The sequence below is a fragment of the Amycolatopsis roodepoortensis genome (assembly GCF_024628825.1).
GTDB lineage: Bacteria > Actinomycetota > Actinomycetes > Mycobacteriales > Pseudonocardiaceae > Amycolatopsis > Amycolatopsis roodepoortensis.
Genome location: NZ_CP102415.1, coordinates 2,872,508 through 2,898,086, shown reverse-complemented (window position 1 = coordinate 2,898,086; position 25,579 = coordinate 2,872,508). Strand labels below are relative to the sequence as shown.

General features: G+C 69.2%; 30 protein-coding genes. 14 read left to right on the top strand and 16 right to left on the bottom strand.

Annotation, left to right across the window (positions count from 1 at the left end; all coding sequences use genetic code 11):
* Positions 1 to 62 precede the first annotated feature (62 nt).
* The 3 genes from NQK81_RS13625 to NQK81_RS13615 all read right to left on the bottom strand — a co-directional run bounded on the left by NQK81_RS13625 (position 63) and on the right by NQK81_RS13615 (position 2,813).
* Positions 63 to 386, bottom strand: a complete 324-nt coding sequence (locus NQK81_RS13625) for a tyrosine-protein phosphatase (protein ID WP_257489750.1) — start codon at positions 384 to 386, stop codon at positions 63 to 65.
* A 72-nt stretch (positions 387 to 458) separates the two neighbouring features.
* Positions 459 to 1,715, bottom strand: a complete 1,257-nt coding sequence (locus tag NQK81_RS13620; RefSeq protein WP_257488484.1) for an HNH endonuclease signature motif containing protein — start codon at positions 1,713 to 1,715, stop codon at positions 459 to 461.
* Positions 1,716 to 2,003: 288 nt separating this feature from the next.
* On the bottom strand, positions 2,004 to 2,813 hold the full coding sequence (locus tag NQK81_RS13615) for a DUF4097 family beta strand repeat-containing protein (protein ID WP_257488483.1): 810 nt from the start codon (positions 2,811 to 2,813) through the stop codon (positions 2,004 to 2,006).
* 175 nt (positions 2,814 to 2,988) lie between these two features.
* Here NQK81_RS13615 and NQK81_RS13610 point away from each other — a divergent pair, with 175 nt between their 5' ends.
* Both NQK81_RS13610 and NQK81_RS13605 read left to right on the top strand, forming a co-directional pair.
* Positions 2,989 to 3,291: a hypothetical protein gene (locus tag NQK81_RS13610; RefSeq protein WP_126729889.1), complete on the top strand. Its 303-nt coding sequence runs from the start codon at positions 2,989 to 2,991 to the stop codon at positions 3,289 to 3,291.
* A gap of 7 nt (positions 3,292 to 3,298) precedes the next feature.
* Positions 3,299 to 4,345: a WXG100-like domain-containing protein gene (locus NQK81_RS13605; RefSeq protein ID WP_257488482.1), complete on the top strand. Its 1,047-nt coding sequence runs from the start codon at positions 3,299 to 3,301 to the stop codon at positions 4,343 to 4,345.
* 38 nt (positions 4,346 to 4,383) lie between these two features.
* Here the strand turns inward: NQK81_RS13605 and NQK81_RS13600 are convergent, their stop codons facing one another.
* Complete coding sequence (locus NQK81_RS13600; RefSeq protein ID WP_257488481.1) at positions 4,384 to 4,797, bottom strand: VOC family protein; 414 nt, start codon at positions 4,795 to 4,797, stop codon at positions 4,384 to 4,386.
* Between the two features lie 105 nt (positions 4,798 to 4,902).
* Between NQK81_RS13600 and NQK81_RS13595 the strand changes: the two genes are divergently transcribed.
* Together NQK81_RS13595 and NQK81_RS13590 are read left to right on the top strand one after the other, a co-directional pair.
* Positions 4,903 to 5,757, top strand: a complete 855-nt coding sequence (locus NQK81_RS13595; RefSeq protein WP_257488480.1) for a sigma-70 family RNA polymerase sigma factor — start codon at positions 4,903 to 4,905, stop codon at positions 5,755 to 5,757.
* Positions 5,758 to 5,762: 5 nt separating this feature from the next.
* On the top strand, positions 5,763 to 6,155 hold the full coding sequence (locus NQK81_RS13590) for a VOC family protein (RefSeq protein ID WP_257488479.1): 393 nt from the start codon (positions 5,763 to 5,765) through the stop codon (positions 6,153 to 6,155).
* Here NQK81_RS13590 and ligD (NQK81_RS13585) read toward each other — a convergent pair.
* Positions 6,133 to 7,098, bottom strand: a complete 966-nt coding sequence (ligD, locus tag NQK81_RS13585; RefSeq protein ID WP_257488478.1) for a non-homologous end-joining DNA ligase — start codon at positions 7,096 to 7,098, stop codon at positions 6,133 to 6,135. The two genes, NQK81_RS13590 and ligD (NQK81_RS13585), sit on opposite strands and share 23 nt — an antisense overlap.
* 46 nt (positions 7,099 to 7,144) lie before the next feature.
* On the opposite strand from ligD (NQK81_RS13585), the gene ligD (NQK81_RS13580) reads away from it, so the two are divergent.
* The 5 genes from ligD (NQK81_RS13580) to NQK81_RS13560 all read left to right on the top strand — a co-directional run bounded on the left by ligD (NQK81_RS13580) (position 7,145) and on the right by NQK81_RS13560 (position 11,899).
* Entirely contained in the window at positions 7,145 to 8,062 is a 918-nt protein-coding gene (gene ligD / locus NQK81_RS13580; RefSeq protein WP_126729880.1) for a non-homologous end-joining DNA ligase, read from the top strand.
* A gap of 60 nt (positions 8,063 to 8,122) precedes the next feature.
* The gene (locus tag NQK81_RS13575) at positions 8,123 to 8,395 is read left to right on the top strand and encodes a hypothetical protein (protein WP_126729878.1); all 273 of its coding nucleotides are present in this window, start codon (positions 8,123 to 8,125) and stop codon (positions 8,393 to 8,395) included.
* 105 nt (positions 8,396 to 8,500) lie between these two features.
* Complete coding sequence (locus NQK81_RS13570; RefSeq protein ID WP_126730007.1) at positions 8,501 to 9,034, top strand: MarR family winged helix-turn-helix transcriptional regulator; 534 nt, start codon at positions 8,501 to 8,503, stop codon at positions 9,032 to 9,034.
* Between the two features lie 79 nt (positions 9,035 to 9,113).
* Entirely contained in the window at positions 9,114 to 10,478 is a 1,365-nt protein-coding gene (locus tag NQK81_RS13565; RefSeq protein WP_257488477.1) for a pyridoxal phosphate-dependent decarboxylase family protein, read from the top strand.
* 32 nt (positions 10,479 to 10,510) lie between these two features.
* Positions 10,511 to 11,899, top strand: coding sequence for an amino acid permease (locus tag NQK81_RS13560; RefSeq protein ID WP_257488476.1), 1,389 nt, complete (start codon positions 10,511 to 10,513; stop codon positions 11,897 to 11,899).
* On the opposite strand, the gene NQK81_RS13555 is transcribed toward NQK81_RS13560, so the two are convergent.
* Together NQK81_RS13555 and NQK81_RS13550 are read right to left on the bottom strand one after the other, a co-directional pair.
* Positions 11,877 to 12,848 (bottom strand): ROK family transcriptional regulator, encoded by a 972-nt coding sequence (locus NQK81_RS13555; RefSeq protein WP_257488475.1) that lies wholly within the window; start codon positions 12,846 to 12,848, stop codon positions 11,877 to 11,879. The two genes, NQK81_RS13560 and NQK81_RS13555, sit on opposite strands and share 23 nt — an antisense overlap.
* Before the next feature lie 8 nt (positions 12,849 to 12,856).
* Positions 12,857 to 13,279: a winged helix-turn-helix transcriptional regulator gene (locus tag NQK81_RS13550; protein ID WP_126729871.1), complete on the bottom strand. Its 423-nt coding sequence runs from the start codon at positions 13,277 to 13,279 to the stop codon at positions 12,857 to 12,859.
* A 55-nt stretch (positions 13,280 to 13,334) separates the two neighbouring features.
* Between NQK81_RS13550 and NQK81_RS13545 the strand changes: the two genes are divergently transcribed.
* On the top strand, positions 13,335 to 14,825 hold the full coding sequence (locus NQK81_RS13545) for an MFS transporter (protein WP_371878866.1): 1,491 nt from the start codon (positions 13,335 to 13,337) through the stop codon (positions 14,823 to 14,825).
* Here NQK81_RS13545 and NQK81_RS13540 read toward each other — a convergent pair.
* The 4 genes from NQK81_RS13540 to NQK81_RS13525 form a co-directional block, all read right to left on the bottom strand.
* Positions 14,765 to 15,229 (bottom strand): SRPBCC family protein, encoded by a 465-nt coding sequence (locus tag NQK81_RS13540; protein WP_257488474.1) that lies wholly within the window; start codon positions 15,227 to 15,229, stop codon positions 14,765 to 14,767. The genes NQK81_RS13545 and NQK81_RS13540 overlap by 61 nt on opposite strands.
* Positions 15,230 to 15,258: 29 nt before the next feature.
* Positions 15,259 to 16,257 (bottom strand): aliphatic amidase, encoded by a 999-nt coding sequence (locus NQK81_RS13535; RefSeq protein ID WP_257488473.1) that lies wholly within the window; start codon positions 16,255 to 16,257, stop codon positions 15,259 to 15,261.
* Entirely contained in the window at positions 16,244 to 16,867 is a 624-nt protein-coding gene (locus NQK81_RS13530; RefSeq protein WP_257488472.1) for an AmiS/UreI family transporter, read from the bottom strand. Before NQK81_RS13530 ends, NQK81_RS13535 begins: the two co-directional genes overlap by 14 nt.
* A gap of 83 nt (positions 16,868 to 16,950) precedes the next feature.
* Entirely contained in the window at positions 16,951 to 17,976 is a 1,026-nt protein-coding gene (locus NQK81_RS13525; protein ID WP_126730004.1) for a substrate-binding domain-containing protein, read from the bottom strand.
* 138 nt (positions 17,977 to 18,114) lie between these two features.
* On the opposite strand from NQK81_RS13525, the gene NQK81_RS13520 reads away from it, so the two are divergent.
* Positions 18,115 to 18,525, top strand: a complete 411-nt coding sequence (locus NQK81_RS13520; protein ID WP_126729865.1) for a MarR family transcriptional regulator — start codon at positions 18,115 to 18,117, stop codon at positions 18,523 to 18,525.
* 3 nt (positions 18,526 to 18,528) lie between these two features.
* Here the strand turns inward: NQK81_RS13520 and NQK81_RS13515 are convergent, their stop codons facing one another.
* Positions 18,529 to 19,140, bottom strand: a complete 612-nt coding sequence (locus tag NQK81_RS13515) for an MFS transporter (RefSeq protein WP_257488471.1) — start codon at positions 19,138 to 19,140, stop codon at positions 18,529 to 18,531.
* A gap of 66 nt (positions 19,141 to 19,206) precedes the next feature.
* Here NQK81_RS13515 and NQK81_RS13510 point away from each other — a divergent pair, with 66 nt between their 5' ends.
* From NQK81_RS13510 to NQK81_RS13500, 3 genes are read left to right on the top strand one after another with little or no spacing between them, the layout of a single operon-like run.
* On the top strand, positions 19,207 to 19,890 hold the full coding sequence (locus NQK81_RS13510; RefSeq protein ID WP_126729862.1) for a response regulator: 684 nt from the start codon (positions 19,207 to 19,209) through the stop codon (positions 19,888 to 19,890).
* A complete protein-coding gene (locus NQK81_RS13505) occupies positions 19,887 to 21,290 on the top strand; it encodes an ATP-binding protein (protein WP_257488470.1) in 1,404 nt (467 codons plus the stop codon). The genes NQK81_RS13510 and NQK81_RS13505 overlap by 4 nt, the downstream gene beginning before the upstream one ends.
* Positions 21,287 to 21,772: a GerMN domain-containing protein gene (locus NQK81_RS13500; protein ID WP_126729859.1), complete on the top strand. Its 486-nt coding sequence runs from the start codon at positions 21,287 to 21,289 to the stop codon at positions 21,770 to 21,772. The genes NQK81_RS13505 and NQK81_RS13500 overlap by 4 nt, the downstream gene beginning before the upstream one ends.
* On the opposite strand, the gene NQK81_RS13495 is transcribed toward NQK81_RS13500, so the two are convergent.
* From NQK81_RS13495 to NQK81_RS13480, 4 genes are read right to left on the bottom strand one after another with little or no spacing between them, the layout of a single operon-like run.
* Complete coding sequence (locus NQK81_RS13495) at positions 21,769 to 22,962, bottom strand: ABC transporter permease (protein ID WP_192745925.1); 1,194 nt, start codon at positions 22,960 to 22,962, stop codon at positions 21,769 to 21,771. The two genes, NQK81_RS13500 and NQK81_RS13495, sit on opposite strands and share 4 nt — an antisense overlap.
* Complete coding sequence (locus tag NQK81_RS13490) at positions 22,959 to 23,648, bottom strand: ABC transporter ATP-binding protein (RefSeq protein ID WP_257488469.1); 690 nt, start codon at positions 23,646 to 23,648, stop codon at positions 22,959 to 22,961. Before NQK81_RS13490 ends, NQK81_RS13495 begins: the two co-directional genes overlap by 4 nt.
* The gene (locus NQK81_RS13485; RefSeq protein ID WP_257488468.1) at positions 23,645 to 24,697 is read right to left on the bottom strand and encodes a peptidoglycan-binding protein; all 1,053 of its coding nucleotides are present in this window, start codon (positions 24,695 to 24,697) and stop codon (positions 23,645 to 23,647) included. The genes NQK81_RS13490 and NQK81_RS13485 overlap by 4 nt, the downstream gene beginning before the upstream one ends.
* Positions 24,694 to 25,302 (bottom strand): hypothetical protein, encoded by a 609-nt coding sequence (locus NQK81_RS13480; protein WP_257488467.1) that lies wholly within the window; start codon positions 25,300 to 25,302, stop codon positions 24,694 to 24,696. The genes NQK81_RS13485 and NQK81_RS13480 overlap by 4 nt, the downstream gene beginning before the upstream one ends.
* Positions 25,303 to 25,579: the final 277 nt, after the last annotated feature.

Genomic DNA, 25,579 nt, shown 5'->3' with positions numbered 1-25,579 from the left:
ACAAATACGCGTGCACACCTCCGTGACGGTCGTTCAGATGAGCCAGCGTCCGGAGGATCGTGTCACCGCTGGAGCCTTTCGTTCGTGCGTAATTCTCGGTGATCGAAGCGGGCGGCACGTCCGCGATCCGGCGATGGGTTTCGTCGAGCATGGTTAGGTAGGGGGCCGGCACGGTCGTGCCTTGTTCGGCCGGCTCGGTGCTCAGGGGTGCGGTCGTTCCCGCGAAGGTCGAGGACGCGACCGATTCTCGCGCCATGGACCGCGGCGATCCCGTCGGTGGTCAACCGGTTGTGGCTGTCCGATCGGAAAAGCGCGCCGCAACGAACCCGCCGGCCATCGGCCGAGGGTAATCCGCCAAGGTCGCGGCCGTTGGGCAGCCATCCCAAGCCGGCTTCATCGAGCGACTCCAAGGGCGAGCGGTCATCGATATCGGGGAGCTTAGGTTTACCGGGTTCGGCCTATGTTCTGAGGTGCATGGTGTTCCGCCTCGGTGTCCCGGTGGGGTCGAGGTAGGTAGGCGGGGTGAATTCGGGGAGTCCGTCTTGGGCGATCTGGACTTTCCATTCGCTGTGGTGGATGAGCCGGTGGTGTTTGGTGCAGAGCAGGACGAGGTTGTCGATTTTGGTTTCGCCGTGGTGGCGCCAGAAGACGATGTGGTGGGCGGTGCAGCGGGGTACGGGCATGTCGCAGCCGGGGAAGGCGCAGCCGCCGTCGCGGATCGTCAACGCGTACTTCTGAGCGAGGGAGACGGTGCGTTTGGAGCGGCCGATGTCCAGCGGTTCGCCCGCGGTGCCGAGGACACCGGGGCGGACGCGGGCGTCGCAGGCGAGGATGCGCGCGTCGGTGGCGCTGATCGGGCCGACCAAATCCAGGTGTGCTTCGCCGATGTCCCGGATCAGGTCGTCGTAGGACATGGTGACGAGAATGTGGGTGGCTTCGCCGGCTTGGCCGGGGAGGTTGCGGCTGGTGGTTTTCAGCCGGACGTAGTCGGTGAAGGCGTCTCCGTAGCGTTCGTCCTGGGTGCGGGAGTCCCGGATCCCGTCGATGGCTTTGTGGGGTTTGGCCATCGGGTCCAGATCGGATTTCAGGCGGGCGTAGGTTTCCAGGTCGAGTCTGGCTTTGAGGCCGAGGGTGCCGTCGCGGTGCTTGATGAACCGCAACTCCGGCCGGGTGTCCTTCGGGTCTTCGTTGCGGGGCTCTTTGCCGTCGGGGTCGAGTTCGTCCAGGAGGCGGCGTCCGGCGCGGGCGATCTGCCGTGGCCCCGCCCGGCGCGCCAGCTCGACCAGGATCGCCTCCCCGGCCCGCACGTCGTCCTCGGGCACGCTGGAGGGGATGCGGGCGAGGGTGCGGATGATCGCGTCGATCTGGCCACCACCGACCGCGCCCTCCGCGGCGGCCTGGGCGGTCAACGGTGCCAGGGGCGGTTCGGGGTCTCCGCCGATGGATGGGCCGGGATGCAGGGCCAGGACGCGGTCGGCGCGGGCGCTGGCTTCCTTGTCGGTCACCAGGAAGTCCTCGAAAATCAACGCGGCCAACGTCGAATGCCCGCTACACCCACGCACCCCGTGGGAATTGATTTCCGCCAGGATCGCGTTCTGTTCGGCATCCGCTTGGCGCTTCAGGACTTCGAGTTCTTGTTTGCGGGCATGCAGCGTCGCGGTGTCGACGCGCCACCACTCGGTGGACGTCCCCTGGGATGCATCGTTGCTGGCCACGACCCCAAAGCTACCCCAAATCGAACACCTGTGCTAGCCCGAACGGTCCAGTGGAGAGAATTGCCGAAAAATGGCAACCGCGAAGGAGCCTTAAAGCAGCGAAGCGTCCTTAAGTGCGCGAAGACCGCGAAGAGAAGTCAAAGATGTCCGCATTCAGCAATCGAGACACTCGATGCCCCGAAACCCCAGCGGCCACCGGCGTTAGCCTGCTCTGGCCACTTCAAACGAACGCAAAGCGCAAGGTGGTCGCAATCAGCCGACTGATTGCGACCACCTCGGACACCGGCGTCACGCGGCGCGGTGGATCACGATGTCGTCGAGCCGCGTACGCGCGTGGACCTTGACGCTCCCACCGGCGGCGACGGAGTTGCGCACGGATCCCTTGGTGCTCTTGGCATCCACCGACGCGGCGTCCGCGTCGACGCCGACCTCGATACCGCCGGACGCGTTCGCCAGCTCGGCGGAACCGCGCGACAGCCGTCCGACGCGGATCGGGCAGTTGGCGGCTTGTGCGACGACGTCGCCGTCGGCGCGGTCGATGTCGAAGCTCCCGCCCGAACCGGAGAGGTCGACGGCGGACCGGGCGTGCCCGATCCAGACCTTCCCGGTCGCACCCGAGTACTTGACGACGCCGCCGGCCTCGCCGATCCGCACTCCGGCCGAGCCGCCTTCGAGGTCCGTGGTCCCGGCGACGTGCCCGATCGCGACCTCACCGGCCGAGAGGTTGCCTCGCACCGCCGCGGCGCGGTCGATCCGGACCTGACCCGACGACATTTCCAGCGCGCAGTCGCCGAACTGTCCTTCGGCGTTGACGTCCGACCAGGCGGTGTTCAGGACCAGACGCGAACCGGTGGGCACCTCGATGGTGATCGCGACCGAACCGTTCTTGCCGCCCGCCTTCTTGGTCTCGATCGACAGGTTCCCGTCGTCGAAGCCGACCTTGGTGTTCGCGGCGACCTTCACGTCCGACTTGCTCGCGGCGTCGATCGGCTCGACCAGCACCACCGTGTCCGGGCGTTCGCTCGCGGCGACGCGCACCCGGGCACCGGCGATGGTCAGCGTGGCGGTGATCGGCTCCGGCGTGGGGAAGACAGACATTTCGAACTCCTTGGTGGTGGTGATCTCTCGTTGTGAAAGCAACGATCGCCGACCGTCCTGACACCGGACCGCCACGGCACTGACACGCGGAGGACACGGTCTGGCCGGTACAGGCCACGACGTCCCGGCCCTCGCCGAGCGGCCGGAAAATCGCCCGAAAGGGAAGGGAGGCCCGATGTCCGTCGACATGGATATCAGCACGGTGAACCGGATCGGGGCACAACTCGTCGCGATCGGTGACGACATGGAACGTGAGTGGGGCAAGTTCCGCCGGACCATCGAAACCGAGCGGGCGGGTATCGGCGTCGACCCGCTCGGCACGGCTTTCCTCGGCGAATACCGGCCGTCGGAGGTCTCGGTGCTGAGTCACGCCGATCCGCTCCCGGCGCTGTGGCAGGCCGACGGCCACGGGGCGAGGATCTCCGCGGCGACCTATGCCCAGGCGGATCGGGACGCCGCCGCCGGGCTCGGGAAGTAGGGCCGGGATGGTCGTGCCGCCGCCGAACAACGCCCACGGATTGTGGGCGGCCGTCAGATCCGAGATCGAAGCCGTCCGGGGGAGCCGGGAGCCCGCGATGGCCTGGCCGGACACCGACGAGGACAGGGTCCAGGCGCTCGCGGTCGCCTGGCGTGACGCGTCACTGGCGTTCGCGCCGGTGCGGGTCGAGCCGGACGACATCCGGGACGCGTGGCGGGACAAGGCCGGCGAGATGTTCGCGCAGCGCGTCGAGGGCACGATACGGACGACCACCAACGTCAGGACGAGCTGTCAGCAGCTGTTCGACCACGTCAGCCGGTTCGCGTCGCTGGTCGCGCAGGTGAAGGAGGCCATCCGCGCGACGGTCGACGACCGGGAGCGGCCCTACGCGAACATGCGGAACGAAGAGGAACGGCGCGATTTCGTCCTCGTCGTGGCCAACGCGGTCCGGGACCTGCTCACCGCGGGCGTCGCGTCGGTCGAAGGCCTCGATTCGGGCGTCACCACTCAGAACGCTTCGGAGAACCCGGTCGCCGAATACGACGCCATTCTCGCGTTCATCACCGACGAGATGGTGCGCAACGGGCAGTCGTCGGAGCTCCAGAACATCCGGGATCTCTTGAAGGACAAGGTGAATCCCTTCACCTCGATCGCCGACAAGGTCGAGGCGCTCAAGGCGTGGTACGACCTCGTGAACACCGGCGCCCAGTGGGACCACAAGGGCCGGATCCTGGACATGACCACGGGGGACAACACGTTCACCCCGCTGCCGGGGCTGCAGGGACAGATCCGGTACGACGTCTGGTCCAACATCCACTACGGCTACGTCGGCACCCTCGGCGGAATCGACGAATGGACCCTGCACGCCGGCGCCAACGCCGCCGACTGGAAGGACGGCCATCCCACCGATCCCGCCGACCAGGCGTCCGTGCAACTGGGGATCGACCTCGCGCACGAGTACGGCCCGGGCGCGTTGACCCCGGAGGCCGTCACCAAGGCGATCCTCGATCGCCGCGACAGATTCGAGCAGGCGGACGCCATCCGGCCGCTGTGAGCCTGGCTCCTCGCGCGGGGCCAGGCTCACAGCGGTGATCACTCCGCGTAAGGCTGATCCGTGCCCTTCGCGCTGTAGCTGATGCTCCAGATGTAGCCGTCCAGGTCCGCGAAGGTGCCGCCGTACCCGCCCCACGGCAGGGCGCCCGCGGCTTTCAGGATCGTGGCGCCGGCCTTCTCCGCCTCCGCGACGACCTCGTCGACGCGGGTTTCGCTGCGGACGACGTAGGTGAGGACCAGCCCGCTGAACCCGCTGCCTTCGGCGCTAGTGCCCACCTGACCGGCCAGTCCTTCGCGGCCGTAGAAGCCGACCCACGAGCCGCCGTCCGGTTCGAAGAACACCGAGACGCCGTAGTCGTTCTTGATCTTCCAGCCGAGCCCCTCGGTGTAGAACGCCTTGGACCGGGCCAGGTCCTGGACACCGAGGAGGATCGAGCTGACGTGCGCTTTCATGATGTTCTCCCGTGGATTCGAAAGGGTGGTCGGACCGGCGATGTCACATCGGGACGGGTTCGCCGGTCATTCGATGTGACCGACCCGGACGGAGGAATGTGACAGATGGCCGAGCACGATTGGGTGAGCGAGCGGTTCGCCGAGCACCAGAGCCGCTTGCGGGCCGTGGCCTACCGGATCCTCGGCTCACCCGGGGAGGCCGAGGACGCGGTGCAGGAGGCGTGGCTGCGGGTCAGCCGCGCGGACACCGGCGAGATCGAGAATCCGGCGGGCTGGCTGACCACGGTCGTCGCCAGGGTGTGCCTGAACATGCTGGAATCCCGCCGCGCCAGGCGGGAGGACGCCGCCGGGGCGCTGCCGCCCGAGCCCGCCGCACCGGATACCGGCCGGCAGGACCCCGAGGACGAGGCGTTGCTGGCCGACTCGGTCGGGGTCGCGCTGATGGTGGTGCTGGACAGGCTGACCCCCGCCGAGCGGCTCGCGTTCGTCCTGCACGACGTGTTCGCCGTGTCCTTCGGTGAGATCGGCACGGTCCTCGGCCGTTCCCCGGCCGCGTCCCGGCAGCTCGCGAGCCGGGCACGGCGCCGGGTGCAGACCGCCTCCGACGAGACCGACGCCGCGCGATCCCCGAAGCGTGAGGTCATCGCCGCCTTCCTGGCCGCTGCCCGGAACGGGGATTTCGAAGCCCTGCTCGAACTGCTCGACCCGGACGCCGTGGTCGGCGAGGTCCGCGGCGGCCAGGCGGTGGCGGCCTTCTTCTCCGGACGCGCCGAGGCGGCCCGGCTCGCGCTGGTCGACGGCGTCCCGTCGGCCGTCTGGTCACATCGCGGCGAGGCGAAGGCCGTTTTCACGTTCAGCTTCGCCGGCGGGAAGATCACCCGGATCGACATCGACACCGACCCGGAGCGCCTCCGCGGGCGCGAGATCGCCTTTCTCAGCGCCAAAGTCAGCGAGGTCTGACCGGCATGGAGCTCCGGTTCTCCTCCTGCACGCTCGTCGTCCACGATGTCGGCAGCGCGCTCGGCTTCTACCGTGACGTGCTCGGCTTCACCGTGTGGGACGACGGACCGGTGAGTGTCGGCCCGCCTTCGCAGCCGGACGTGCGGATCGTCCTCGAACCACCCGGCCGGGGCGCCTCATCGGCGGACCGGTCCGCGATCGAAGACCTGATGGCCAAAGCCTTGCTGAGCCGTCTCGTCTTCGCGACCGACGACTGCGACGGCATTTTCGAGCGCATCGAGGCCTCGGGCGCGGAAGTGATGCAGGAACCGATCGACCGGCCCGGCGGAGTCCGCGATTGCGCCTTCCTCGATCCCTCCGGCAACCTGCTGCGGTTCATCCAGCGGAGGGAAGCCTGACGTCATCGGGTGTCTTGTCCGCCCGCAGTCCTCGCCAGGTCGTGTGCCGCAGACGGCCGTCCGGCGTCCAGTTCCGGTGCACGACCTCCCCGACGAGTTCGGGCTCCACCCAGTGCACCCGCCGGGCCCGGTCGCGCGGGACCTCCGACGCGAACGGTGGCTTCTTCCGCTCCAGCGGGGTGAGCCGGGCGTGCAGGTCGTCGAGGACCTTGTCGCTGAACCCGGTCCCGACGTCGCCGATGTACCGAAGGTCGCCGGCTTCGTCGTGCGCGCCCAGCAGCAACGCGCCGAGCGTCCCCGCGCGCCGCCCATCGCCGGGCCGCCAGCCGCCGATCACGACCTCCTGGGTGTGCCACAGCGCCCGTTTGATCCATTGGCGGGTCCGCTTGCCGGGGTGGTAGCGGCTGTCGAGCTTCTTCGCGATCAGCCCTTCGAGCCCGTGCTGCCGGACGACGTCGAGCAGCTGATCGGGGGAGATGTCGTCGTCGGTGTAACCCGGTGGGATGGCGATGCGGCCGCCGGCGCCCAGGGACGTCAGCACCTCGCGCCTGGCCTCGTATGGCTCGTCGAGCAGGGCGTCACCGTCGAGGAACAGCACGTCGAAGGCGAAGAAATGCACCGGGCTGCGTTCCAGCAGGGACGCGTCCGGGGTGCGCAGGTGCCGGGTCTGCAACAGCGGGAAGCTGGGCCGCCCCTGCTCGTCGAGGACGACGATCTCGCCGTCGAGGACGGCTTCGTGCCCGCTCAGTGCTTCCGCGGTCACGTCCGGGTACGTCGCCGTGATGTCGAGGCCGCGACGGCTGGTCAGACGCGTCTCGCCGTCGCGCGCGACACGCAGGCAGCAGCGGTAGCCGTCCCATTTGTATTCGTAGCCCCACCCGCCGGTGGGCAGGTCGCCGTCGGTCGCCAGCATCGGGGCGATCGCGTCCGGCACGGTGCTCATGCCTCACGGTACCCCGGGAACCCCTCCGGTGATCTATCGTCGAAGGGTGCCTGAGCAGCGGATGACGGTCGAGGTCGAGGGGCGGCGGCTGGGCCTGTCCAATCTGGACAAGGTGCTCTACCCCGCGCACGGTTTCACCAAACGCGAGGTCCTCGACTACTACCGCCGGATAGCCCCCGTCATGCTCCCCCATCTGCGTGACCGCGCCGCCACGTTCCGCCGGTTCCCCGACGGGGTCGACGGCGAACCGTTCTACGAGAAGAACGTTTCCCGGCACGCCCCCGACTGGGTGCGCACGGCGCGGCTCACCAACCGTGGCCGCCGTGGCGGGGAGGAGACGCTCGACTACCCGGTGGTCGGTGACCTGCCGACGCTGATGTGGGCGGCCAATCTCGCCGCGCTGGAACTGCACATTCCACAGTGGACCGTCGGCCCGCGCGGCGCGCGGAAATCACCCGATCTGCTGGTGTTCGATCTCGATCCCGGGCCGCCGGCGGACGTCGTCGACTGCTGCCGGGTGGCCGAGACGCTCAGCGACCTGCTGACCGGAGACGGTCTCACGGTGTACGCGAAGACGAGCGGCAACAAGGGAATGCAGTTGTACTGCCCGGTGCGCACGCGGTCGGACGAACGCACCTCCGAGTACGCCAAGGCCGTCGCGGAGGAGCTGGCGCGCCGCTCACCGGAAACCGTGGTCGCCAAAATGGCGAAGGCCATCCGCCCCGGCCGGGTGTTCATCGACTGGAGCCAGAACAACACCGCCAAGACCACCATCGCGCCGTACTCGCTGCGCGGCCGCGCCATCCCCACCGTCTCCACCCCGGTGACCTGGGAGGAGGTCGAAGCCTGCCGCAAGGCCGAGGACCTGCTGTTCACCGCCGGCCAGGTGCTCGAGCGCGTCGAGGAGATGGGCGACCTGTTCGGCGACATCACCGAGCATCGCGCGGCCGTACCCCAACGGTGACCGGGGTCATGTTTGAACCGCCGCTGACGGGAAACTCCCAGGTCAGAGGAGTGACCCCGAATGAACGAGAGAGCGCAAGACCCCGAAGGCCTGTCGTACCGGGCCCTGGCCATGCTCCGAGCCGTGGCACAGGGACGGGCTGAAATCACCGTCAGCCTGGAGCCGGACCTCTATGTCGACGGCCTGCCGTGCAGCGACCAGAGCACGGCCCACCGCCTCGCCCACGCCGGCCTGATCCGGCTTCCCGCCGGTGGTGTTCCCGGCAGCCGGGTACCGGCGCGATTGTCCGAAACCGGACAAGAACTCGTGGAGCCCCTGGCGTCCGCCGCTTAGCCTCCGAAAGGCCACTGTGGACTCACGCCCGTTCCGCATACGATCTGCGGAGCGGGTGCGCGGGGGTGCGCGCCCACCGGGCTGGTACCTCCGGGGCCGGTGAGGATGTGGCTGTTGACCGGGTATCACACACTGGCCGAGACCGAGACCGCCGTGCGGGCCAAACTGGGCGGTATCCCGCTGCTGTGGGAGCGGATGGAGGCGGTGGCCAATCTCCACCGCGCCGCGACGGCCGTCCGGCTGCATTTCGAGAACTCGGTCCTGCGCACGGCGGGTCTCACCTGGACCGCGTTCGTGGTGCTGTGGGTGGTGTGGATCTTCGGCGAGAAGGAGACCAGGCACGTCGCCGCCGAGTCCGGTATCACCAAAGGAACGCTCACCGGCGTCATGAAGACCTTGGAGGCGCACGGCCTGGTCACCCGGCGCAAACATCCGGTCGACGGACGATTGGTGCTGCTCGCGCTGACCCCGGAAGGGGAACGGCTGATGCGGGAGCTCTTCCCGGAGTTCAACCAGGAGGAAGCGTTCGTCACCGCCCGGCTCAGCCCCGAGAAGTGCACCGAGCTGGCCGCTTCGCTGCGCGAGATCGTCCGGCAGCTGGAGGAGAAGGGCGAGGAGCGGCGAACCCGCAAGATCTGACCCCTACCGAAGACGGTTGCGCGCGGCCTTCACCGGCTCCTACGTTTTTTGGAGCCGAACGAAGCGAAGGGCGTGCTCGATGGACTTCCGGTACTGGCTCGGTCAGGCGTTGACGTCGAACGAGGCGTGGGCGGAGACGTTCGCCGCCTTCCGGCCGCATCCGTCGCTGGAGATCTCCGACGGGCGGTTCGAGGCCGCGTTCGAGGAGCTCACCGAGCGGCTGAAGGACAACTACCCGTTCTTCCACCCCTCCTACGCGGGCCAGATGCTCAAACCGCCGCATCCGGCCGCGGTGGTCGGCTATCTGGCCGCGATGCTGGTCAACCCCAACAACCACGCGCTCGACGGCGGCCCCGCGACGGCCGAGATGGAACGCGAGGTCGTCCGGCAGCTCGCCACGATGTTCGGCTACACGGAACATCTGGGGCATCTGACCACCAGCGGCACGATGGCGAACCTCGAAGCGCTGTTCGTCGCGCGGGAAACGCATCCGGGCAAGGGGATCGCGTACAGCGCCGAGGCGCATTACACGCACGGCCGGATGTGCGGCGTGCTCGGCGTCGAGGGACACACGGTGCCTGTCGACGCGCGCGGCGCCATGGACCTCGACGCGCTCGAAGACCTGCTGCGCACCGGGAAGATCGGCACCGTGGTGCTCACCGCCGGGACGACCGCGCTCGGCACGGTGGAGCCGGTCCACGAGGCGCTGGCGCTGCGTGAACGCTACGGCGTCCGCGTGCACGTCGACGCCGCCTACGGTGGGTTCTTCCGGCTTCTGTCCGGTTTGGACGGTCCGGAAGGGCTGCCCGAAGCCCCGTGGCTCGCCATCGCCGAGGCCGATTCGATCGTCATCGATCCGCACAAGCACGGCCTCCAGCCCTACGGTTGCGGCGCGGTGCTGTTCTCCGACCCCGCGGCGGGCCGGTTCTACCTGCACGATTCGCCGTACACCTACTTCACCTCGGAAGACCTGCATCTCGGCGAGATCAGCCTCGAATGCTCCCGGGCGGGCGCGGCGGCCGCCGCGTTGTGGCTCACCTTCCGGGTGCTGCCGCCCACCCCCGACGGGCTGGGCCGGGTGCTCGCCGCCGGGCGCCGCGCGGCGCTGCGGTGGGCGAAGCTGCTGGAGGACTCCGAGCGGTTCGACCTGTACCAGCCACCGGAACTCGACATCGTCACCTACTTCCCCCGCACGGAACCGTTTTCGCTGTCGAACATCGACCAGGCGAGCGCGCGGATCCTGCGCAACGGCATGGCCGCGGCGAGGGAGCCGGTGTTCCTCAGCACGCTGCGGGTGAGCGAGCCGCAATTCGGTCTGCGTCACACCGGGGCCGACGCGGATGCGGACGGCGCGAGGATCCTGCGTAGCGTGCTGATGAAGCCCGAAAGCGAGGACCACGTCGACCGGCTCCACGAACGGCTGGAAGAGTTGTCCCGCGGTTGAGCTCCCGCGTACCGCAGACGAATGGATCCACCATGCCCGCACCAGGTCCCGCCGAACCCGTGACCGCGACCGAGACCCGGTCGCTCGGCACCGGCTTCCGGCGGCGGCACGTCACCATGCTGGCCATCAGCGGGGCGATCGGCGCCGGACTGTTCGTCGGCACCGGCGCGGGGATCAAGACCGCGGGGCCCGGCATCCTCCTGTCCTATGTGGTCGCCGGCCTGCTCATGGTGCTCGTGATGCGCATGCTGGGCGAGATGGCCGCCGCCGAGCCGAGCAGCGGTTCGTTCTCGGTGTACGCGGAGAAGGCGCTCGGGCGCTGGGCCGGGTTCACCGTCGGCTGGCTGTACTGGTCACTGCTGGTGGTCGTGGTCGCGGCCGAGGCCACCGCGGCGGCGGGGATCGCGAACGGGCTGCTGCCGCAGGTTCCACAGTGGACCTGGGTGCTGCTGTTCATGGCGGTGCTCACGGTGGTGAACCTGTTCGCGGTGCGCTCGTTCGGGGAGTTCGAGTTCTGGTTCGGCGCGATCAAGGTGACCGCCGTGGTCGCCTTCCTCGTCCTGGGCACACTGGCGGTGTTCGGGATCCTGCCGGGTACGACGCCGGTCGGCCTGGACAACCTCACCGGGCACGGCGGTTTCCTGCCCAACGGCCTGCAGGGCGTGCTGACCGGTCTGCTCGCGGTCGCGTTCTCCTTCGGCGGCATGGAACTGGTCACCATCGCCGCGGCGGAGTCCGACGACCCGGCGGATTCGATCCGCCGCACCACGCGCACGGTCATCGTGCGGTTGCTGCTGTTCTACGTCGGTTCCGTGGCGCTGATGGTGCTGTTGCTGCCGTGGGAGACCGCGTCGGCCAACACCAGCCCGTTCGTGACCATCCTGGAGCGGATCGGGGTGCCGTCGGCGGCGCTCTTGATGAGTTTCGTCGTGCTGACCTCGCTGCTGTCGGCGTTGAACGCCAACCTCTACGGCGCCTCGCGGATGGTGTTCTCGCTGGCCGAACGCGGCGAAGCGCCGCGCGCGATGCTGAAGCTGTCCGGCGCGGGCGTCCCGCGGACGGCGGTGCTCGCGTCGGTGGCCTTCGGTTTCGTGGCCGTACTGCTGAACTTCCTCGCCCCCGAACACGTCCTGCCCTTCCTGCTGAACGCCATCGGGGCGAACATCCTGCTCGTCTGGATCTTCGTCGCGATCTCGCAGATGCGGCTGCGGAAGGCGGCGGAACGGGACGGCACGGCCGCGGACCTGCCGGTGCGGATGTGGGGTTTCCCTTGGCTCAGCTGGGTCGCGCTGCTCGCGATGGCGGGCGTCCTCGTTCTCATGTGGACGGACGCCGACGCGCGGACGCAGCTGTTCACCAGCGGCGCGGTGGCCGTGCTGATCGTGGTGATCAGCCTGCTCAGGCGACGTCCTCGACGCTGAACAGGTCGCGCTCCACGCGGTTCAGCGCCAGCCGGACCGCGCCGAGCGCCACCGAGTCCTCGCCGAGCGCCGAGATCTCGACGCGCACCGGGAACAGGCACAGCCGAGCGAGCTCGGCACGCAGTTTCGCGGTCAGCTCACCGGTGCCGCCGATAACCACCAGCTGCGGGTCGACGGCGAGGACGGTGGCGGCGACGAGCTCGGCGAACCCGCCTGCCGGCCGCAGGGCGCCGATCTCGCCGGCGGCGCCGTGGTGGCCCGCGTGCAGCTTCCCGCCGAGAAGCAGGCCCAGCGAGACCGTGTGCCCGGTCCGCACGTAGACGACGTCGTCGACGCCGCGCGCGGCACCGCGCCAGTGTTCGGCCAGCGTGGCGAGTTCGGTGTCGTTCCCGGCCAGCACGGGGCAGCCGCCGCCGAACTCCGCGGGCAGGTCGACGCCGGTCCAGCCGGGTAGGCGGTAGTTGTGGACGACCTTGCCGCCGGACACCACGCCGGTGGTGCCGATGCCGAGCACCCGCACGCCGGCGTGACCGTCGACGGCCGTGGCGAGCACCCGGTGCGCGGTGCCGAGCCGGGTGGCCGCGTCCGTCTCGGGAGTGAGCCCGGCCTTCGCCCGTCCGACGACGTCGCCCCGCAGGTCGGCGACCAGGCACAACGCCTGACGCGGGCCGATCTCGAGCCCGGCGACGTGCCCGGACTCGTGGCGGAAGCGGTACCGCTTGGCGGGCCGTCCCACCGGCCGCGGCGCGCCGGGCGGAAGCGGGACCTCCTCGACCAGCCCCTGTTCACCGAGGTCGGCGGCGATCTCCTCGACCGTCGGACGGGAGACCTCGCTCGCCTTGACCAGCTCCGCGAGGGTGAGTTCCTCGGCCTCGTACAGCGCCCGCAGGACGGCGATGGCGTTGAGCCGCCGCAGCAGTGACGGATCCCCTCCGGACAGTCTGGCCATGCGGCTCCCTAGACGGTGGCGCGTTTGTCGTACTGGGCGCGCGCGAGGGCGATCTCGCCCTGGTGATCCTCGGTCCAGGTGACCAGCGACTGGATCGTCTTGTGCAGCGTCATCCCCAGCGGCGTCAGGGCGTACTCGACACGGGGCGGCACCACCGGATAGACGGTGCGGCTCACCAGCCCGTCCCGTTCGAGATGGCGCAGCGTGGTGGTGAGCATGCGCTGGCTGATGCCGTCGATCTTGTACTTCAGCTCGGTGAACCGCAGCGTGTTCCGGTCGAGCAGCGCGATCACCAGGAGTGACCATTTGTCCGCCACCCGGTCGAGGATCTGGCGGACCTCGCAGTCCTCGCGCGTGTCCCACTGGAAGGCCTCGTAGTCCTCCTCGGTGAGTTCACAACGACTAGGTGAGTTCAAAGTGCCTTCTTCCATGGTCGTCGATGGTGACGGAAGATCCCCTTGGTTACAAGAGGGAACCGACCGGCTGATGGGTAACCGTCGGTTCCCGTTCACTGAGGGAGATCCGATCTTGAGCAACTCGCAAACGCTTCCGCGCGCCGACCGGATGGGAGGGCGGGCCTGGGGCGTGCTCGTGGTGCTGTGCGGCGCCATCTTCCTGGAGGGCATCGACGTCGCGATGCTGAACGTGGCGCTGCCGTCCATCCGGGCCGAACTCGGGCTGTCGACGGCGACGCTGAGCGGCGTCGTGAGCGCCTACGTGCTCGGCTACGGCGGGTTCATGCTGCTGGGCGGGCGCGCCGCCGACATGTACGGCCGGCGTCGCATGTTCATCGCCTGGCTGGTGGTGTTCCTCGTCTTCTCCGGGCTGGGCGGGTTCGCCACCGAAGGCTGGATGCTGCTGCTCGCCCGGTTCGTCACCGGCGTCGCCGCGGCCTTCATGACCCCGGCCGGGCTGTCCATCATCACCACGAGCTTCGAGGAAGGCCCGAAACGGAACAAGGCGCTGCTGTTCTACGCCGGCACCGGGGCGGGCGGCTTCTCGCTCGGCCTGGTCATCGGCGGTCTGCTGACCAGGATCGACTGGCGCTGGGTGTTCTTCACTCCGGTGATCCTGTCCGCCGTCATCCTGCTCGCCGCGCTGTGGCTGATCAAGGAACCGGCGGGCGAGGAACGCGTGCCGCGTCGCCTGGACCTCCCCGGGGCGCTCACCGTGACCGTGGCGATGCTGCTGATCGCCTACGCGGTGGTCCGGCTGGAACACCCCGGACAGGGCTGGGGGTGGACCCTCGCGTCGTTCGCCGGGGGAGTGGCGGCGCTGACGGCCTTCGTGGCCGTCGAACGCCGCTCGCCCGCGCCGCTGGTGCGCCTCGGCATCCTGAAGTCGGGTCCGCTGGTGCGGGCGAACGTCAGTGCCCTGCTCTTCGCAGGATCGTTCTTCGGGTTCCAGTTCCTCGTCACGCTGTACCTGCAGGAACTTCGGGGCTGGTCGACGCTGGAGACGAGCCTGGCGCTGCTGGCCGTGGGGATCGACGCGATCCTCGCGCCGACGCTGACCCCGCGGCTGGTGGCGAGGTTCGGCAACACCCGGCTGATCTTCGGCGGACTCGTGCTCGCCGCCGTGGCGTACGCGCTCTTCCTGCCGCTGGGCCTGGACTGGACGTACGCGGCGATGTTCCCGTCGATGATCATCCTGGGGCTCGGGTTCGCGCTCGCCTACGGTCCGCTGACGATCGTCGCCACCGACGGGATCGCCGAGGACGAACAGGGGCTCGCGGGCGGGTTGCTGTACACGGCGTTCCAGTTCGGCGCGGCGCTCGGACTGTCGGCGGTGACCGCCGTCAACGTCGCCGCGCTGGGTGACGGTTCGCGAGAGGCCGCGCTCAGCGGTTTCCGGGCGGCGCTGGTCGTACCGCTGGTGATGGCCGTCCTCGCCGCGATCGTCATCGCGTCCGGCCGTCAGCGCGTTTCGGCGAAGGAAGCCAGATTGGCCAGCGAAGAGGCGATCCCGGCTTCGTGATCCGCCTGGCCGATGCCGGACGGCACGTCCGTCGCGGTGACGGTCACCTCGGTGCCGTCATCCGCGGCGGCCAGGCTCCAGGTCATCGTCATGGTGCCCGCGAACGCCGGGTCTCCGGACTCGAAGACGGCCCGCTGCACCACAAGTTCGGCGGGCACCAGCTCGGCGAACCCCACTTCGACGACGTCCGTCGCGTCCGACGACTTGCCGGGCGCGGCGGACGCGTCGAGGTAGGTGAGGATCATGCGGAAACCGCCGCCGGGCCGCGGATCCCAATGCTCGATCCGGCCGCGCATGCCTTCGGGCGGGAGCCAGGCTTCGAGCGATTCGCGGTCCAGGAGTGCCTGGTAGACGGTCTCGGGCGGGGCGGCGATCGTCCGGCTGCCGCTGTCGATCCTGTCCATGGCGCCGAGTCTAGGGCGCCCTGTCCTCGTCAGGGGTGCCGAGGAGTGATGGTGTCGCGGGTGATCGACTCGACCTTCTCCTGCGCCTTCTTGGCGTCGGTGACCCAGAGCTTGTAGAAGTCGAACGGGCAGTCCGCCACGCCCTTGTCGCCTTCGGCCGCGTCCTGCACGCCGGTGTAGCCGCGGTGCAGCAGTTTGAAGATGTGGTTCTGCGACTGGTCGTAGGTCCGCGCGTCGCGGATCGCCGAAACCGACAGTTGCGCGTACTGGATCCCGTATTCCTCTTCGCCGGTCTCGCCGAGCGTGCGGCCGTCGAAGCCGATGATCGCGGAATGGCCGAAGTACGAGTACACGCCGTCGAAACCGGCGGCGTTCGCCACGGCCACGTAACAGTTGTTGGCCCACGCCATCGCCTTGGCCATGAGGACCTGCTGTTCCTTGGCGGGGTACATGTAGCCCTGGCAGCGCACGATCAGCTCGGCGCCCTTCATCGCGCAGTCACGCCAGATCTCCGGATAGTTCCCGTCGTCGCAGATGATCAGCGAGATCTTCATGCCCTTCGGACCATCGCTGACATAGGTGTCCTCGCCGGGGTACCAGCCCTCGATCGGGCACCAGGGCAGGATCTTGCGGTATTTCTGGACGATCTCGCCGCGGTCGTTGATGAGCACGAGCGTGTTGTACGGCGGCTTGGCCGGGTGGTCCTCGTGCCGCTCGCCGGTGATCGAGAAGACGCCCCACGTCTGCGCTTCCCGGCACGCGGCGGCGAAGATCTCGGTCTCCTCGCCGGGAATCGTCGCCGCGGTCTCGTACATCTCCTTCGGGTCGTACATGATGCCCTGCGTCGAGTACTCGGGGAACACCACGAGGTCCATGCCGGGAAGCCCGGACTTCATGCCCACCACCATTTCGGCGATCTTGCGGGCGTTGTCGAGGACTTCGGCCTTCGTGTGCAGGCGCGGCATCTTGTAGTTGACCACCGCGACGCCGACCGTGTCCGGGCTGGCGGAAATGTCACCGTGTCGCATGAAGACTCCTTTTCTCCGAACGGTTTTTCAGGACGTCGAGGGATCCGGCGGCCGCGACCAGCGCCACCGCGATCGCGGCCGCCAGCAGCGCGGTGCCGCCGTCGCTGCGGTAGGCGCCGGTGAGGCCGAGGAAGGCGGGCACCGTGCACGTCGGCTGGCTGAGCAGCAGGACGGTCCAGCCGGTGAATCGCGTCAGATGTTCTTTGCCAAGGCCGAGTACGAGGAAGAACAACGTCCACAGCAACGCCCAGGACAGCCAGATGACGCCGAAAACAGGGTCGTCGCCGTGCCAGAAGGCGATCCCGGCGTACACCACGGCGGCGCCCGCCACGAAGAGCGAGAACCAGCCGATGCCTTCGGGCTCCAGGCCGGCGAGGTTCGCGATGCCGACGTACAGATACGTGAAACCGAACAGGTACAGGCCGGATGCGGCGAGGATCGCGTCCGGATTCCCGTTCGCCTGGACGATCAGCACGGTCGGGGTGACGCACTGCAGCGCGCCGACGAACAGGTTCAGCACCGCCGCCGAACGCGGAGGTATCCGGCCGAGCAACATCAGGCCGTTGATCATCAAGGCGGCGCCGACGTAGAGCAGGCCCACGTTGCCCATGCTCACCTCCGCATAACGTGCGTCACATGGAATAATTTCAAATGAAAGTATGTGGTGGGCCGGAGTGAGTCAAGGGGTGGCTTTCAGAGCCGGGTGAGCACTTCGAAGTCGTAGCCGTCGGCGACCGCGAGATGGACATGCTGATCGGCCTGCTGCCCGCGGAACTCGATCGTGCCGCGCGGCCCGTGATACGCGACGCCGTCGATCGCCGCGTTGAGCGCGGGAAGCTCCGGCGTCCCCGCCCTGCCGACGAGTTCGGCCAGCGTGTGCAGCCCCTCGTAACAGGATTCGGCCGCGTTGTTCAGGGCCGGGGCGCCGGGTCCGTGACGGTCGACGTAACGGCCGAGGAGGTCCATGGCGTCGGCGGTGACCATCGACCGGAAATAGGCGGCGGAGACGTAGAGGTTTCCGGTGGCGTTCGCGCCACTGGCGAGAAGCATGTTCTCCTCCATCAGCGGGCTGAACCGGAGCAGCCGGTCGCTCAGCCCGTGTGCGGCGAACGCCCGGTTGAAGCGCACCGCGTCCTGCCCGACCAGCAACATGAGTACACCGTCGCTTGTGGACTGTTCGACCGCGCGGACCACTGTGGACATGTCGCCCGCGCCCAGCCCGACGAACGCCTCTCCGGTGATGCCCAGGCCGAGATCCTTGGCGTACTGGCGGATCGCTCGGGTCGACCGGTGCGGCCAGACGTAGTCGTCGCCGACGACGAACCAGCGCCGGGCCCCGAGATGATCGCGCAGCCAGCGCAGCGCCGGCTCGATCTGGCAGCGCGGCGTCTCGCCCGTGCAGAAGATGCCCGAGCGGCGTTCGCCGCCTTCGTAGAGCGACGTGTACACGTACGGCACCCTGTCGGCCACGACCGGCGCGAGCGCGTGCCGGATCGACGAGATGTGCCAGCCACTCACCGCGTCGACCCGTCCGCTGTCGACCAGGCGCCGCACTTCGCCGGCTACTCGCGCGGGAGTGCCGCCGCCGTCGACCACCTCGGCCTCGACCTGCCTGCCGAGGATGCCGCCGGATTCGTTGAGTTCGTGGACGGCCAGCTCCGTGATCGCCTCGCACGAGGGGCCGAACAGCCCGGCCGGTCCCTGCAACGGGACCACCATGGCCACACGCCAGGTGTCGTCGCGGGGCCGGGTGGCGAGGCTTGGGGGCATGGCGCTCCGTGCGGTGGCCCGGTAAGGTCAAAGTGCTTTCACCTGGAAGTATTGCGAGGGTGTCCGGTTTTGGCAAGGGGACGGGATATGGGGACACGCGGCGTCACGGCCGCCGGAACGTCGCTCACCGGCTCGCTCACCCGCGCCGCACGAGCCGTCGCCGCCAGGGTGGAGCAGGTGCTCGCCAAGGAAGGTCTCACTCTGGACCAATGGCTGGTGCTGGACACGCTGAGCGGCAAGGGCGGTCTCGCCATGGCCGACCTCGCCGACCGGACGCTCGCCACCGCCCCGACGTTGACCAGGGTGGTCGACAAACTCGTGACCACCGCGCAGGCCTACCGAGAGGTCGACGCCGCCGACAGGCGCCGCGTCCTCGTCCACCTCAGCGCCCGTGGCCGCGCGACGCACCGGCGCGTGGCCGCGAAGGTGTCGGAGGTGGAAGCACTCCTCGACGTACCGGACGAAGTGCTCGCGGTGTTGCGGACGCTCGGCGACTGAAGATCAGGCTTGTTTCGGCCTGGCCAGCGTGACGATGCCAATCACCCCGGCGACGACGAGCGCGAGGAACACGAACAGCGCGGCCACCACGAACACCACGCGAAAACCGGTGGCGTCCGAGAGCAGCCCGCCGAGGACCGGCGCGATCACCAGGGCGAGGACGCCGAGCCCCGCCGTTACCCCGGCCGCTGTGCCGCGACCGGTCCTGAGACGCCGGATCAACGCGACGGTCACGCCGAGGGCGGCGCCCGCGCCGAGTCCGTTGAGCACCCGGCCGGCCAGGATCATCCCGCTGCTGGGCCCGAAGGCGACCAAGAGAACGCCCAACAGCATCAAGACGATCGCCGGCACGGTCACCGACGTCGGGAAGCGCGCGCCGAGCAGCAGGCCCGCCGGGAAGGCGAGCGCGGCCGCGACGACGTACGCGACGACGACGTTCAGCAGGAACGACTGGCTGGACATGCCCAAATCGATCTGCAGGTCCGGCCCACCGTCGAAGCGATAGACCACGGTGAGCAGGAACAGACCGATGAGCGCGGCGAACCCGGGACCGATGACTAGCCACCAGGGAGGGCCGGCGGCCGGCTGCGGATCGTTCTGCGTCGGCACATACATGCGCACAACCTATAGCGCGCGGCGAGGTGGATGGACCGGTTCACCGAAGGCGCGATAATCACGATCATGTCCCATGTCCTGCTGATCGAAGACGACGTATCCGTCCGCGATGCGATGGAACTCGTCCTGCGGCGCCACGGTCACGATGTCGATGCCGCCGGCAGCGGTGAGGACGGGCTCGACCTGGTGAGGCGTCCCGGTGCGGGCGGGATCGAGGTGGTCGTGCTGGACCTGATGCTGCCCGGGATGGACGGTTTCGAGGTGTGCCGACGGATCCGCGAAGCGCACACGATGCCGATCATCATGCTCACTTCACGCGGCGACGATTCCGACATCGTGAGCGGACTGGAGGCCGGCGCGGACGACTACGTGGTGAAGCCGGTGACGGCGCGGGTACTGGAGGCCAGGATCCGCGCGTCGGTCCGCCGGGTCGCCCCGGCCGTGCGGAACCGTGAAGACTTCGAAGGGCTCGTCCTCGATCGCGCGGGCCTGACCGTCACCAAGAACGGTGTCCCGCTGGCGATCCCGCCGACCGAACTCCGGCTGCTGCTGGAACTTTCCGCCGCACCCGGCCGGGTCTTCACTCGCGAACAACTGCTGGAACTGGTCTGGGAGCACGACTATTTCGCCGATGTGCGGCTGGTCGACGCCGCCGTCGGACGGTTGCGCGCCAAGATCGAAGACGTCGCTTCCCGGCCGCGCTATGTGCAGACCGTGCGAGGGTTCGGCTATCGCTTCGGGCCGCTGTGAGGTTCGGCGGGCTGCGCGGCCGTCTGCTGGTCGCTTTCGTGCTGGTGTCGCTGCTCAGCGCCGCCACCGCCACGATGCTGGCCTACGACCAGGCACGCGAAGCGATTCTCGAACGCGCGGGTTCCTCCGCTGTGCAGAACTTCCGCGATCGCGTGAACGCGAGTGTCGGGGAATTCGACATCCCGCCCGACCGGCGCGCGCTGAACCGGCTCGCCGAGGCCGTCGCGTCCGGCTCCCGCGACGCGCGGGTCGTCGCGCGATATCAGGACCTGGTCGCGCCCGCCGATCAGGAGGCGATTCCCGCTGGGCTGCGGGAACGGGTGCGGGCCGAGAACCGGCTGAGTTTCCAGCGGGTCGAGTGGAACGGCGGGCCGTGGCTCGTCGTGGGCACACCGGTCGCGTTCGCCGGTTCGGGGCGGCCGTCCGGCGTCGAGGTGTTCGAGGTGATCTCGCTGGGGCCGGAGCAGGATGACATCGCCGCGCTCCTGACCACCGTCCGCGACGGCGTCGTCCCGGTCGTGCTGCTCGCAGCGGTACTCGCCCTGCTCGCCGCCGGCACGGTCCTGCGGCCCATCCGGCGGCTCGCGAAGGCCACGCGACGGCTGGCGGACGGCGCGCTGGAGACCCGTGTCCCGGTCAAGGGCCGCGACGAACTCGCCGATCTGGCCAAGGACTTCAACGAAACGGCGGACGCGCTGGAATCGTCGGTCGCCGAGATCCGGGAACAGGAAGCCCGCGCGCGGCGGTTCGTCGCCGACGTCTCCCACGAACTTCGCACCCCGCTCGCCGCGATGACCATGGTGTCGTCCGTGCTCGACGAGGACGCCGACGGCCTGCCACCCGACACGGCCCACGCCGCGAGGACGGTGAGCACCGAGACCGCGGGGCTGGCCCGGCTCGTCGACGACCTCATCGAGATCTCGCGCTTCGACGCCCAGGCCGCGACTTTGACCCGGCAGGACCTCGACGTCGCCGAGGCTCTCCGCGCGACGTTGTCCACGCGGGGCTGGACGGACCAGGTCTCGGCCGAGTTCACGCCCGTGCGAGCCCGGCTCGATCGGCGGCGGCTGGACGTCATCGTCGCCAACCTCGTCGGGAACGCCCTGCGGCACGGCGCGCCCCCGGTGACGGTGGTGCTGCGCTCGACCCCGGACGACGTGCTCGTCGAGGTCTCCGATCACGGGCCAGGGCTCTCGGCCGAAGCCGCGCGGCACGTGTTCGAGCGCTTCTACAAGGCGGACAGTGCCCGTACGCGATCCGAAGGCAGTGGTCTGGGGCTGGCCATCGCCCAGGAGAACGCGTGCCTGCACGGCGGGCTCATCACCCACTTCGATCGCGAAGGCGGTGGCGCGGTGTTCCTTCTCCGGCTGCCCCGCGACGGAAAGGAGGCCGGCCGATGAAACGCCTGGTCGTGTCCCTTGTGGCCGTGGCCCTCGTCGCCGGCTGTGGCGTGCGGCCGACCGAAGTACTCGACGGCGGCGCACCGGCTTCCGGGATCCCCGAAGGGATGCGGATCTACTTCGCCTCGGATCGAGGGCTGCGCGGGGTTTCCCGTCCCGACAAGGAGATCACCGAGCTCGCCGCCGCGGTCAAACTCGTCATGGCGGGACCGAACGAAGCCGAACTCGTAGCCGGGCTCACCGATCTGACCGCCATCACCGGCGAATTCTCCGCGTCCGCCATCGAAGGTCACGTGACCCTGCGGCTGCCGCGGACGCCGGTGACCGGTGTCGCCGGGATGGCCGCCGGTCAGCTGGTCTGCACCCTTGCGCGGGCCGAGTCCCTGCTGCACGGGACCCGGCCCGACGCGGTACGGGTGACCGTCGTGGCACAGGGGGGCGCCGTCGGTCCGTACCAGTGCTCCCAGTTCCTGACCGGCTAGGCCGCGTTGAGCGCGATGGTGGGGTGAAGCCGGGAGGCCCGGACGGCCGGATAGAGCCCAGCGACCACACCGATCACGAGCGTCGCGGCCAGTCCCGCGCCCAGCGACCACGGTGGGACGACCGCCGTCCAGCCCTGTGCCTCGGCGAAACCGATGGTCGCGCCCGCGCCGAGCAGCGCGCCCGCCACGCCGCCGAGCGCGGACAGCAGCAGCGATTCGGTGAGGAACTGGAGAAGGATCGCGTTCTTCGTGGCGCCGAGAGCCCGCCGGAGCCCGATCTCGCGGCGCCGTTCCAGTACCGAGACGACCATCGTGTTCGCGACCCCGACCCCGCCGACGAGCAACGCGACCGCGCCCAGCCCCAGCATGAGCGTGGTCAGCCCCTTGTCCGTGGCGGCCTTGGCCACCAGTGCGTCGGACGGCCTCGACACCTTCACGGAGTGCTCGTCGCCAGGGTTGACCGTGCGGGCCAGCACGCCGCGGACGGCTTCCACCGAGGCATCGGAAGACCGCTCGAAGATCGTGGTCGGATGCCCGTCGAAGCCGAAGAACCGTTCCGCGACAGGGAAACCGACCAACGCGACCCGGTCGAGGGTCGGCACGAGCTCGACCGGTGCCAGTATCCCGATGACCACGAACCATTCGTCGTTCATGAGGATCTTGGCGCCGGGCTCGGCCACACCCAGCCGCCCGGCCGCGACCGATCCGAGCACGACGGCCGGCACGCGCTCGCCGGCCGGATCCAGCCAGCGGCCCCGCTCGACCCGCGCGCCCAGCGCGTCGAGCAGATCGATGCGCGTGGCCTGGGTCGTGACGCCCGGAGCCAGTTCCTCCGGGACGGCGTCACTGCGCCGAACCCGCGCGTCGACCTCGGCCGTCGCGGTGACCTTCTCGACCGGGCCGATCCGCTCGACCATCGCGACCGCGGCCTTGGGGAGCTTCACCGGTTCGCCGTCGGCGTCCTTTCCCGCCTCGACGGTCAGCAGGTTCGTGCCGAGCCGGTCCAGCTGCGCCATCAGGTCGGCCCGGCTGGACGTGGACAGCCCCACCACCGCGACCATCGTCGCGATGCCGATGGCGATCCCGAGCGCGGACAGCACCACTCTCGTCCGGCGCGTCCGCAACCCGCTCACTCCCACCCGGAGGATGTCGGGAGGAGAGAGCCGGGCGGGTTTCAGAGGCGTGCTCACGACGTGGCCACCGCCGCCCTGGTGTCGGAAACGATCGCGCCGTCCCGGAGCCCGACGCGCCTGGGTAGCCGTGCTGCGATCCCGGTGTCGTGGGTGATGACGCAGATCGTCGTACCGCTCGCGTTCAACTCGCGGATCAGGTTCAGCACCACCTCGCCGGACGCGGTGTCCAGCGCTCCGGTCGGCTCGTCGGCCAGGAGCAGGCCGGGCTCGCCGGCCAGGGCCCGCGCGATCGCCACACGCTGCTTCTCCCCGCCGGACAACTCCTCGGGCGTGTGGTCCAGCCGGTGACCGAGACCGACTCGGCCGAGGGCCGCTCGCGCCCTGTCGCGACGCTGCCTCCTCGGTACGCCCGCGTAGAGCAACCCGTCGGCGACGTTGGTCACGGCGTCTCGGCCTGGTGCCAGATGGAACTGCTGGAACACGAATCCGATGTGCCGGGCACGCAAGGCCGACAGCCCGGCGTCCGACAGGCCACCGACGTCGTAACCGGCCACCCGCACCGTGCCCGACGTGGCGCGGTCGAGCGTGCCGATCAGGTTGAGCAGGGTGGACTTGCCCGACCCCGACGGGCCGACGATGGCGACCAGTTCGCCCTCGTCGATCCGGAGGTCCACGCCGCGCAGCGCGGTCACGTCGCCGGGATAGGACTTGGTGGCCTCGATCAGCTCGATCACCGCCGTCATGGCTTGGCCGCTCCCACCTGCATGCCTTCGGCCAGTCCGGCGCCGGTGACCTCGATCCGGCCGTCGGCGCTCATGCCCGTCTCGACCCGTACGGTCGTGGTCGTGGACGCGCGGACGATCTGCAGGCCGTAGCCGCCTTCACGCAGCGCGACGATGGCCTCGACCGGGACGGTCAGCACCCCCTTCCTGCTCTCTTGGATGAATTTCACGCTTGAGGTCCCGGTGGGCTCCTCGGGTACCGCGGCGCCGTCGTCCAGGGTGATCTCGACCTGGATCCCGGTGGTGGCCTCGGTGCCGTTCCCGGACTCCGCCTTGACCGTCCCGGACACCTGACCGGCCGCCGTGCCACCCTCCGGCAACCTGACCTCGACCCGGGTGCCCGCCTTCGCCAGCGCCCGGTCGTCCTTGTCCAGCTGGACCCGCACGACCGGCCTGGTCGACGCGATCGTCAGGACGGGCTTGTCCGCGCCGATCTGGTCGGCCAAGGCGGCGTCGGCGGCGACCACCCGCACCGGCCCTGGCTGGAACACCAGGTCGCCTTTGCCGAGGCCACCGGTCGGTTCCAGGACGCCGAGCGCCTTCTGCCAGGACTTCACCGCGGCCTGCGTGGCTTCGTCGTACTTGTTGTCGACGGGCAGGCCGCGTGCCCGGCCAAGGTCGCGGAGGTTGCGCTTCAGCTGCTGGACGTCCGGCCCCAGCGTGCCGACGGTCAGGTCACGGAACATCGGCGTCGACCCGTAGAGCAGGACCACCGGCCGGGCGTCCCGCTTGTACAGGATCTGACCTCGCTCCACCGTCTTGCCCGGTTCGGCGGCCTGCGTCACCGTTCCCTCCACCGGGGATTTCACGGCGCGGCGGTTCGCGTAGTCGAAGTGGCCGTCGACGGTCTTGCTCCGCACCAGGTCGGCGCGCGTGATCTCGGCGACCGCCGGTGGCGCGCTCGCGGTGGCCGCCTTGCCGCCGGAGTCGTCGCTGACCACGACGAAGACGCCCATTCCGACCACGGTCACCACAGCCGTCACCGCGCCGGCCACCAGCCAGCGCTTCACTGCATACCTTGCGCTTGCTCGATGAGCTTGTCCCGGCACGCGGTCTCCGCCTGGTTGTACGCCGGAGAGTTCGTGTCGAGCTGAGGGTCGGCCGGATTCGGGTCGCCACCGGGCTGGGCGACCCCGTTCTGCATGCTCGGATTCGTGAACTTGCTGACGCCGTTGGCCCGCATGCACTGGGCGTGGGCCAGCAGCGACTCGTACACCTTCTGCTGGTCTTTCTGCGGCTCCAGCTGCATCGCCTTCTGCATCGGCTCCTTGCATGCCTGCATGGCCGCGCTGAGCCTCGTCTGGGAGTCCTTCCGTTCCTCCTCTTCTTGAACGACCTCGATCTTGGTCCAGTCGGCGTAACCGGAAAGCAAGGGATCCGGCCAGTCCTTCAAACCTTCCTTGCGCATGCACTGCGTGTAGGCGAGTTGCGCGTCGTAGAAGGCACTCTTCCCCTCAGTCTGCGGGGCGGCAGAGGAAGTGACCGGTGCGGCCACGCCCGGCGGGTTCGCCGACGCGATGTCCGCCTTCTGCTCCTCGCCACCACACGCCGCCAAAAGCACCAAGGGGAGGGCCAGCAACGCGGCCAGCCGCCTGGAACGGGTTTCGCTGCTCATGCGGACGAGCATGCGAGGGGCACATGGTCGTCCTTCTACGAAGACATGATGGGAACGTAACAACGCGACGCCACGCTGCTAGGACGTGATCTTCCCGACAAGGCACGTGTACCCGAGAACGCCGGGTGCTTCGGGGAAAGATGACGAACTGCCGGATCGAGAGGTGAACAAGCGGCGCCCCCGGCTCGAAGGCGTTCCGCCCGAGTCTTGGGAAGGCCTGTCGCGAAGCGCGTTCGCGCCTCGCGACAGGACCGTCTGCGACGTGCCCCCGGCAGGA

What these genes read in the sequence shown, in the direction of transcription:
- NQK81_RS13520 (WP_126729865.1), top strand. Translation starts at nt 18,115, where the DNA reads ATGGGGACACGCGGCGTCACGGCCGCCGGAACGTCGCTCACCGGCTCG.
- NQK81_RS13525 (WP_126730004.1), bottom strand. Translation starts at nt 17,976, where the DNA reads ATGGTGGTCCCGTTGCAGGGACCGGCCGGGCTGTTCGGCCCCTCGTGC.
- NQK81_RS13515 (WP_257488471.1), bottom strand. Translation starts at nt 19,140, where the DNA reads ATGTATGTGCCGACGCAGAACGATCCGCAGCCGGCCGCCGGCCCTCCC.
- NQK81_RS13510 (WP_126729862.1), top strand. Translation starts at nt 19,207, where the DNA reads ATGTCCCATGTCCTGCTGATCGAAGACGACGTATCCGTCCGCGATGCG.
- NQK81_RS13605 (WP_257488482.1), top strand. Translation starts at nt 3,299, where the DNA reads ATGGTCGTGCCGCCGCCGAACAACGCCCACGGATTGTGGGCGGCCGTC.
- NQK81_RS13595 (WP_257488480.1), top strand. Translation starts at nt 4,903, where the DNA reads ATGGCCGAGCACGATTGGGTGAGCGAGCGGTTCGCCGAGCACCAGAGC.
- NQK81_RS13490 (WP_257488469.1), bottom strand. Translation starts at nt 23,648, where the DNA reads ATGACGGCGGTGATCGAGCTGATCGAGGCCACCAAGTCCTATCCCGGC.
- NQK81_RS13560 (WP_257488476.1), top strand. Translation starts at nt 10,511, where the DNA reads ATGCCCGCACCAGGTCCCGCCGAACCCGTGACCGCGACCGAGACCCGG.
- NQK81_RS13610 (WP_126729889.1), top strand. Translation starts at nt 2,989, where the DNA reads ATGTCCGTCGACATGGATATCAGCACGGTGAACCGGATCGGGGCACAA.
- NQK81_RS13590 (WP_257488479.1), top strand. Translation starts at nt 5,763, where the DNA reads ATGGAGCTCCGGTTCTCCTCCTGCACGCTCGTCGTCCACGATGTCGGC.
- NQK81_RS13530 (WP_257488472.1), bottom strand. Translation starts at nt 16,867, where the DNA reads ATGGGCAACGTGGGCCTGCTCTACGTCGGCGCCGCCTTGATGATCAAC.
- NQK81_RS13615 (WP_257488483.1), bottom strand. Translation starts at nt 2,813, where the DNA reads ATGTCTGTCTTCCCCACGCCGGAGCCGATCACCGCCACGCTGACCATC.
- NQK81_RS13545 (WP_371878866.1), top strand. Translation starts at nt 13,335, where the DNA reads ATGGGTAACCGTCGGTTCCCGTTCACTGAGGGAGATCCGATCTTGAGC.
- NQK81_RS13555 (WP_257488475.1), bottom strand. Translation starts at nt 12,848, where the DNA reads ATGGCCAGACTGTCCGGAGGGGATCCGTCACTGCTGCGGCGGCTCAAC.
- NQK81_RS13535 (WP_257488473.1), bottom strand. Translation starts at nt 16,257, where the DNA reads ATGCGACACGGTGACATTTCCGCCAGCCCGGACACGGTCGGCGTCGCG.
- NQK81_RS13500 (WP_126729859.1), top strand. Translation starts at nt 21,287, where the DNA reads ATGAAACGCCTGGTCGTGTCCCTTGTGGCCGTGGCCCTCGTCGCCGGC.
- NQK81_RS13570 (WP_126730007.1), top strand. Translation starts at nt 8,501, where the DNA reads ATGTGGCTGTTGACCGGGTATCACACACTGGCCGAGACCGAGACCGCC.
- NQK81_RS13575 (WP_126729878.1), top strand. Translation starts at nt 8,123, where the DNA reads ATGAACGAGAGAGCGCAAGACCCCGAAGGCCTGTCGTACCGGGCCCTG.
- NQK81_RS13540 (WP_257488474.1), bottom strand. Translation starts at nt 15,229, where the DNA reads ATGGACAGGATCGACAGCGGCAGCCGGACGATCGCCGCCCCGCCCGAG.
- ligD (WP_257488478.1), bottom strand. Translation starts at nt 7,098, where the DNA reads ATGAGCACCGTGCCGGACGCGATCGCCCCGATGCTGGCGACCGACGGC.
- NQK81_RS13480 (WP_257488467.1), bottom strand. Translation starts at nt 25,302, where the DNA reads ATGAGCAGCGAAACCCGTTCCAGGCGGCTGGCCGCGTTGCTGGCCCTC.
- NQK81_RS13565 (WP_257488477.1), top strand. Translation starts at nt 9,114, where the DNA reads ATGGACTTCCGGTACTGGCTCGGTCAGGCGTTGACGTCGAACGAGGCG.
- NQK81_RS13550 (WP_126729871.1), bottom strand. Translation starts at nt 13,279, where the DNA reads ATGGAAGAAGGCACTTTGAACTCACCTAGTCGTTGTGAACTCACCGAG.
- NQK81_RS13600 (WP_257488481.1), bottom strand. Translation starts at nt 4,797, where the DNA reads ATGAAAGCGCACGTCAGCTCGATCCTCCTCGGTGTCCAGGACCTGGCC.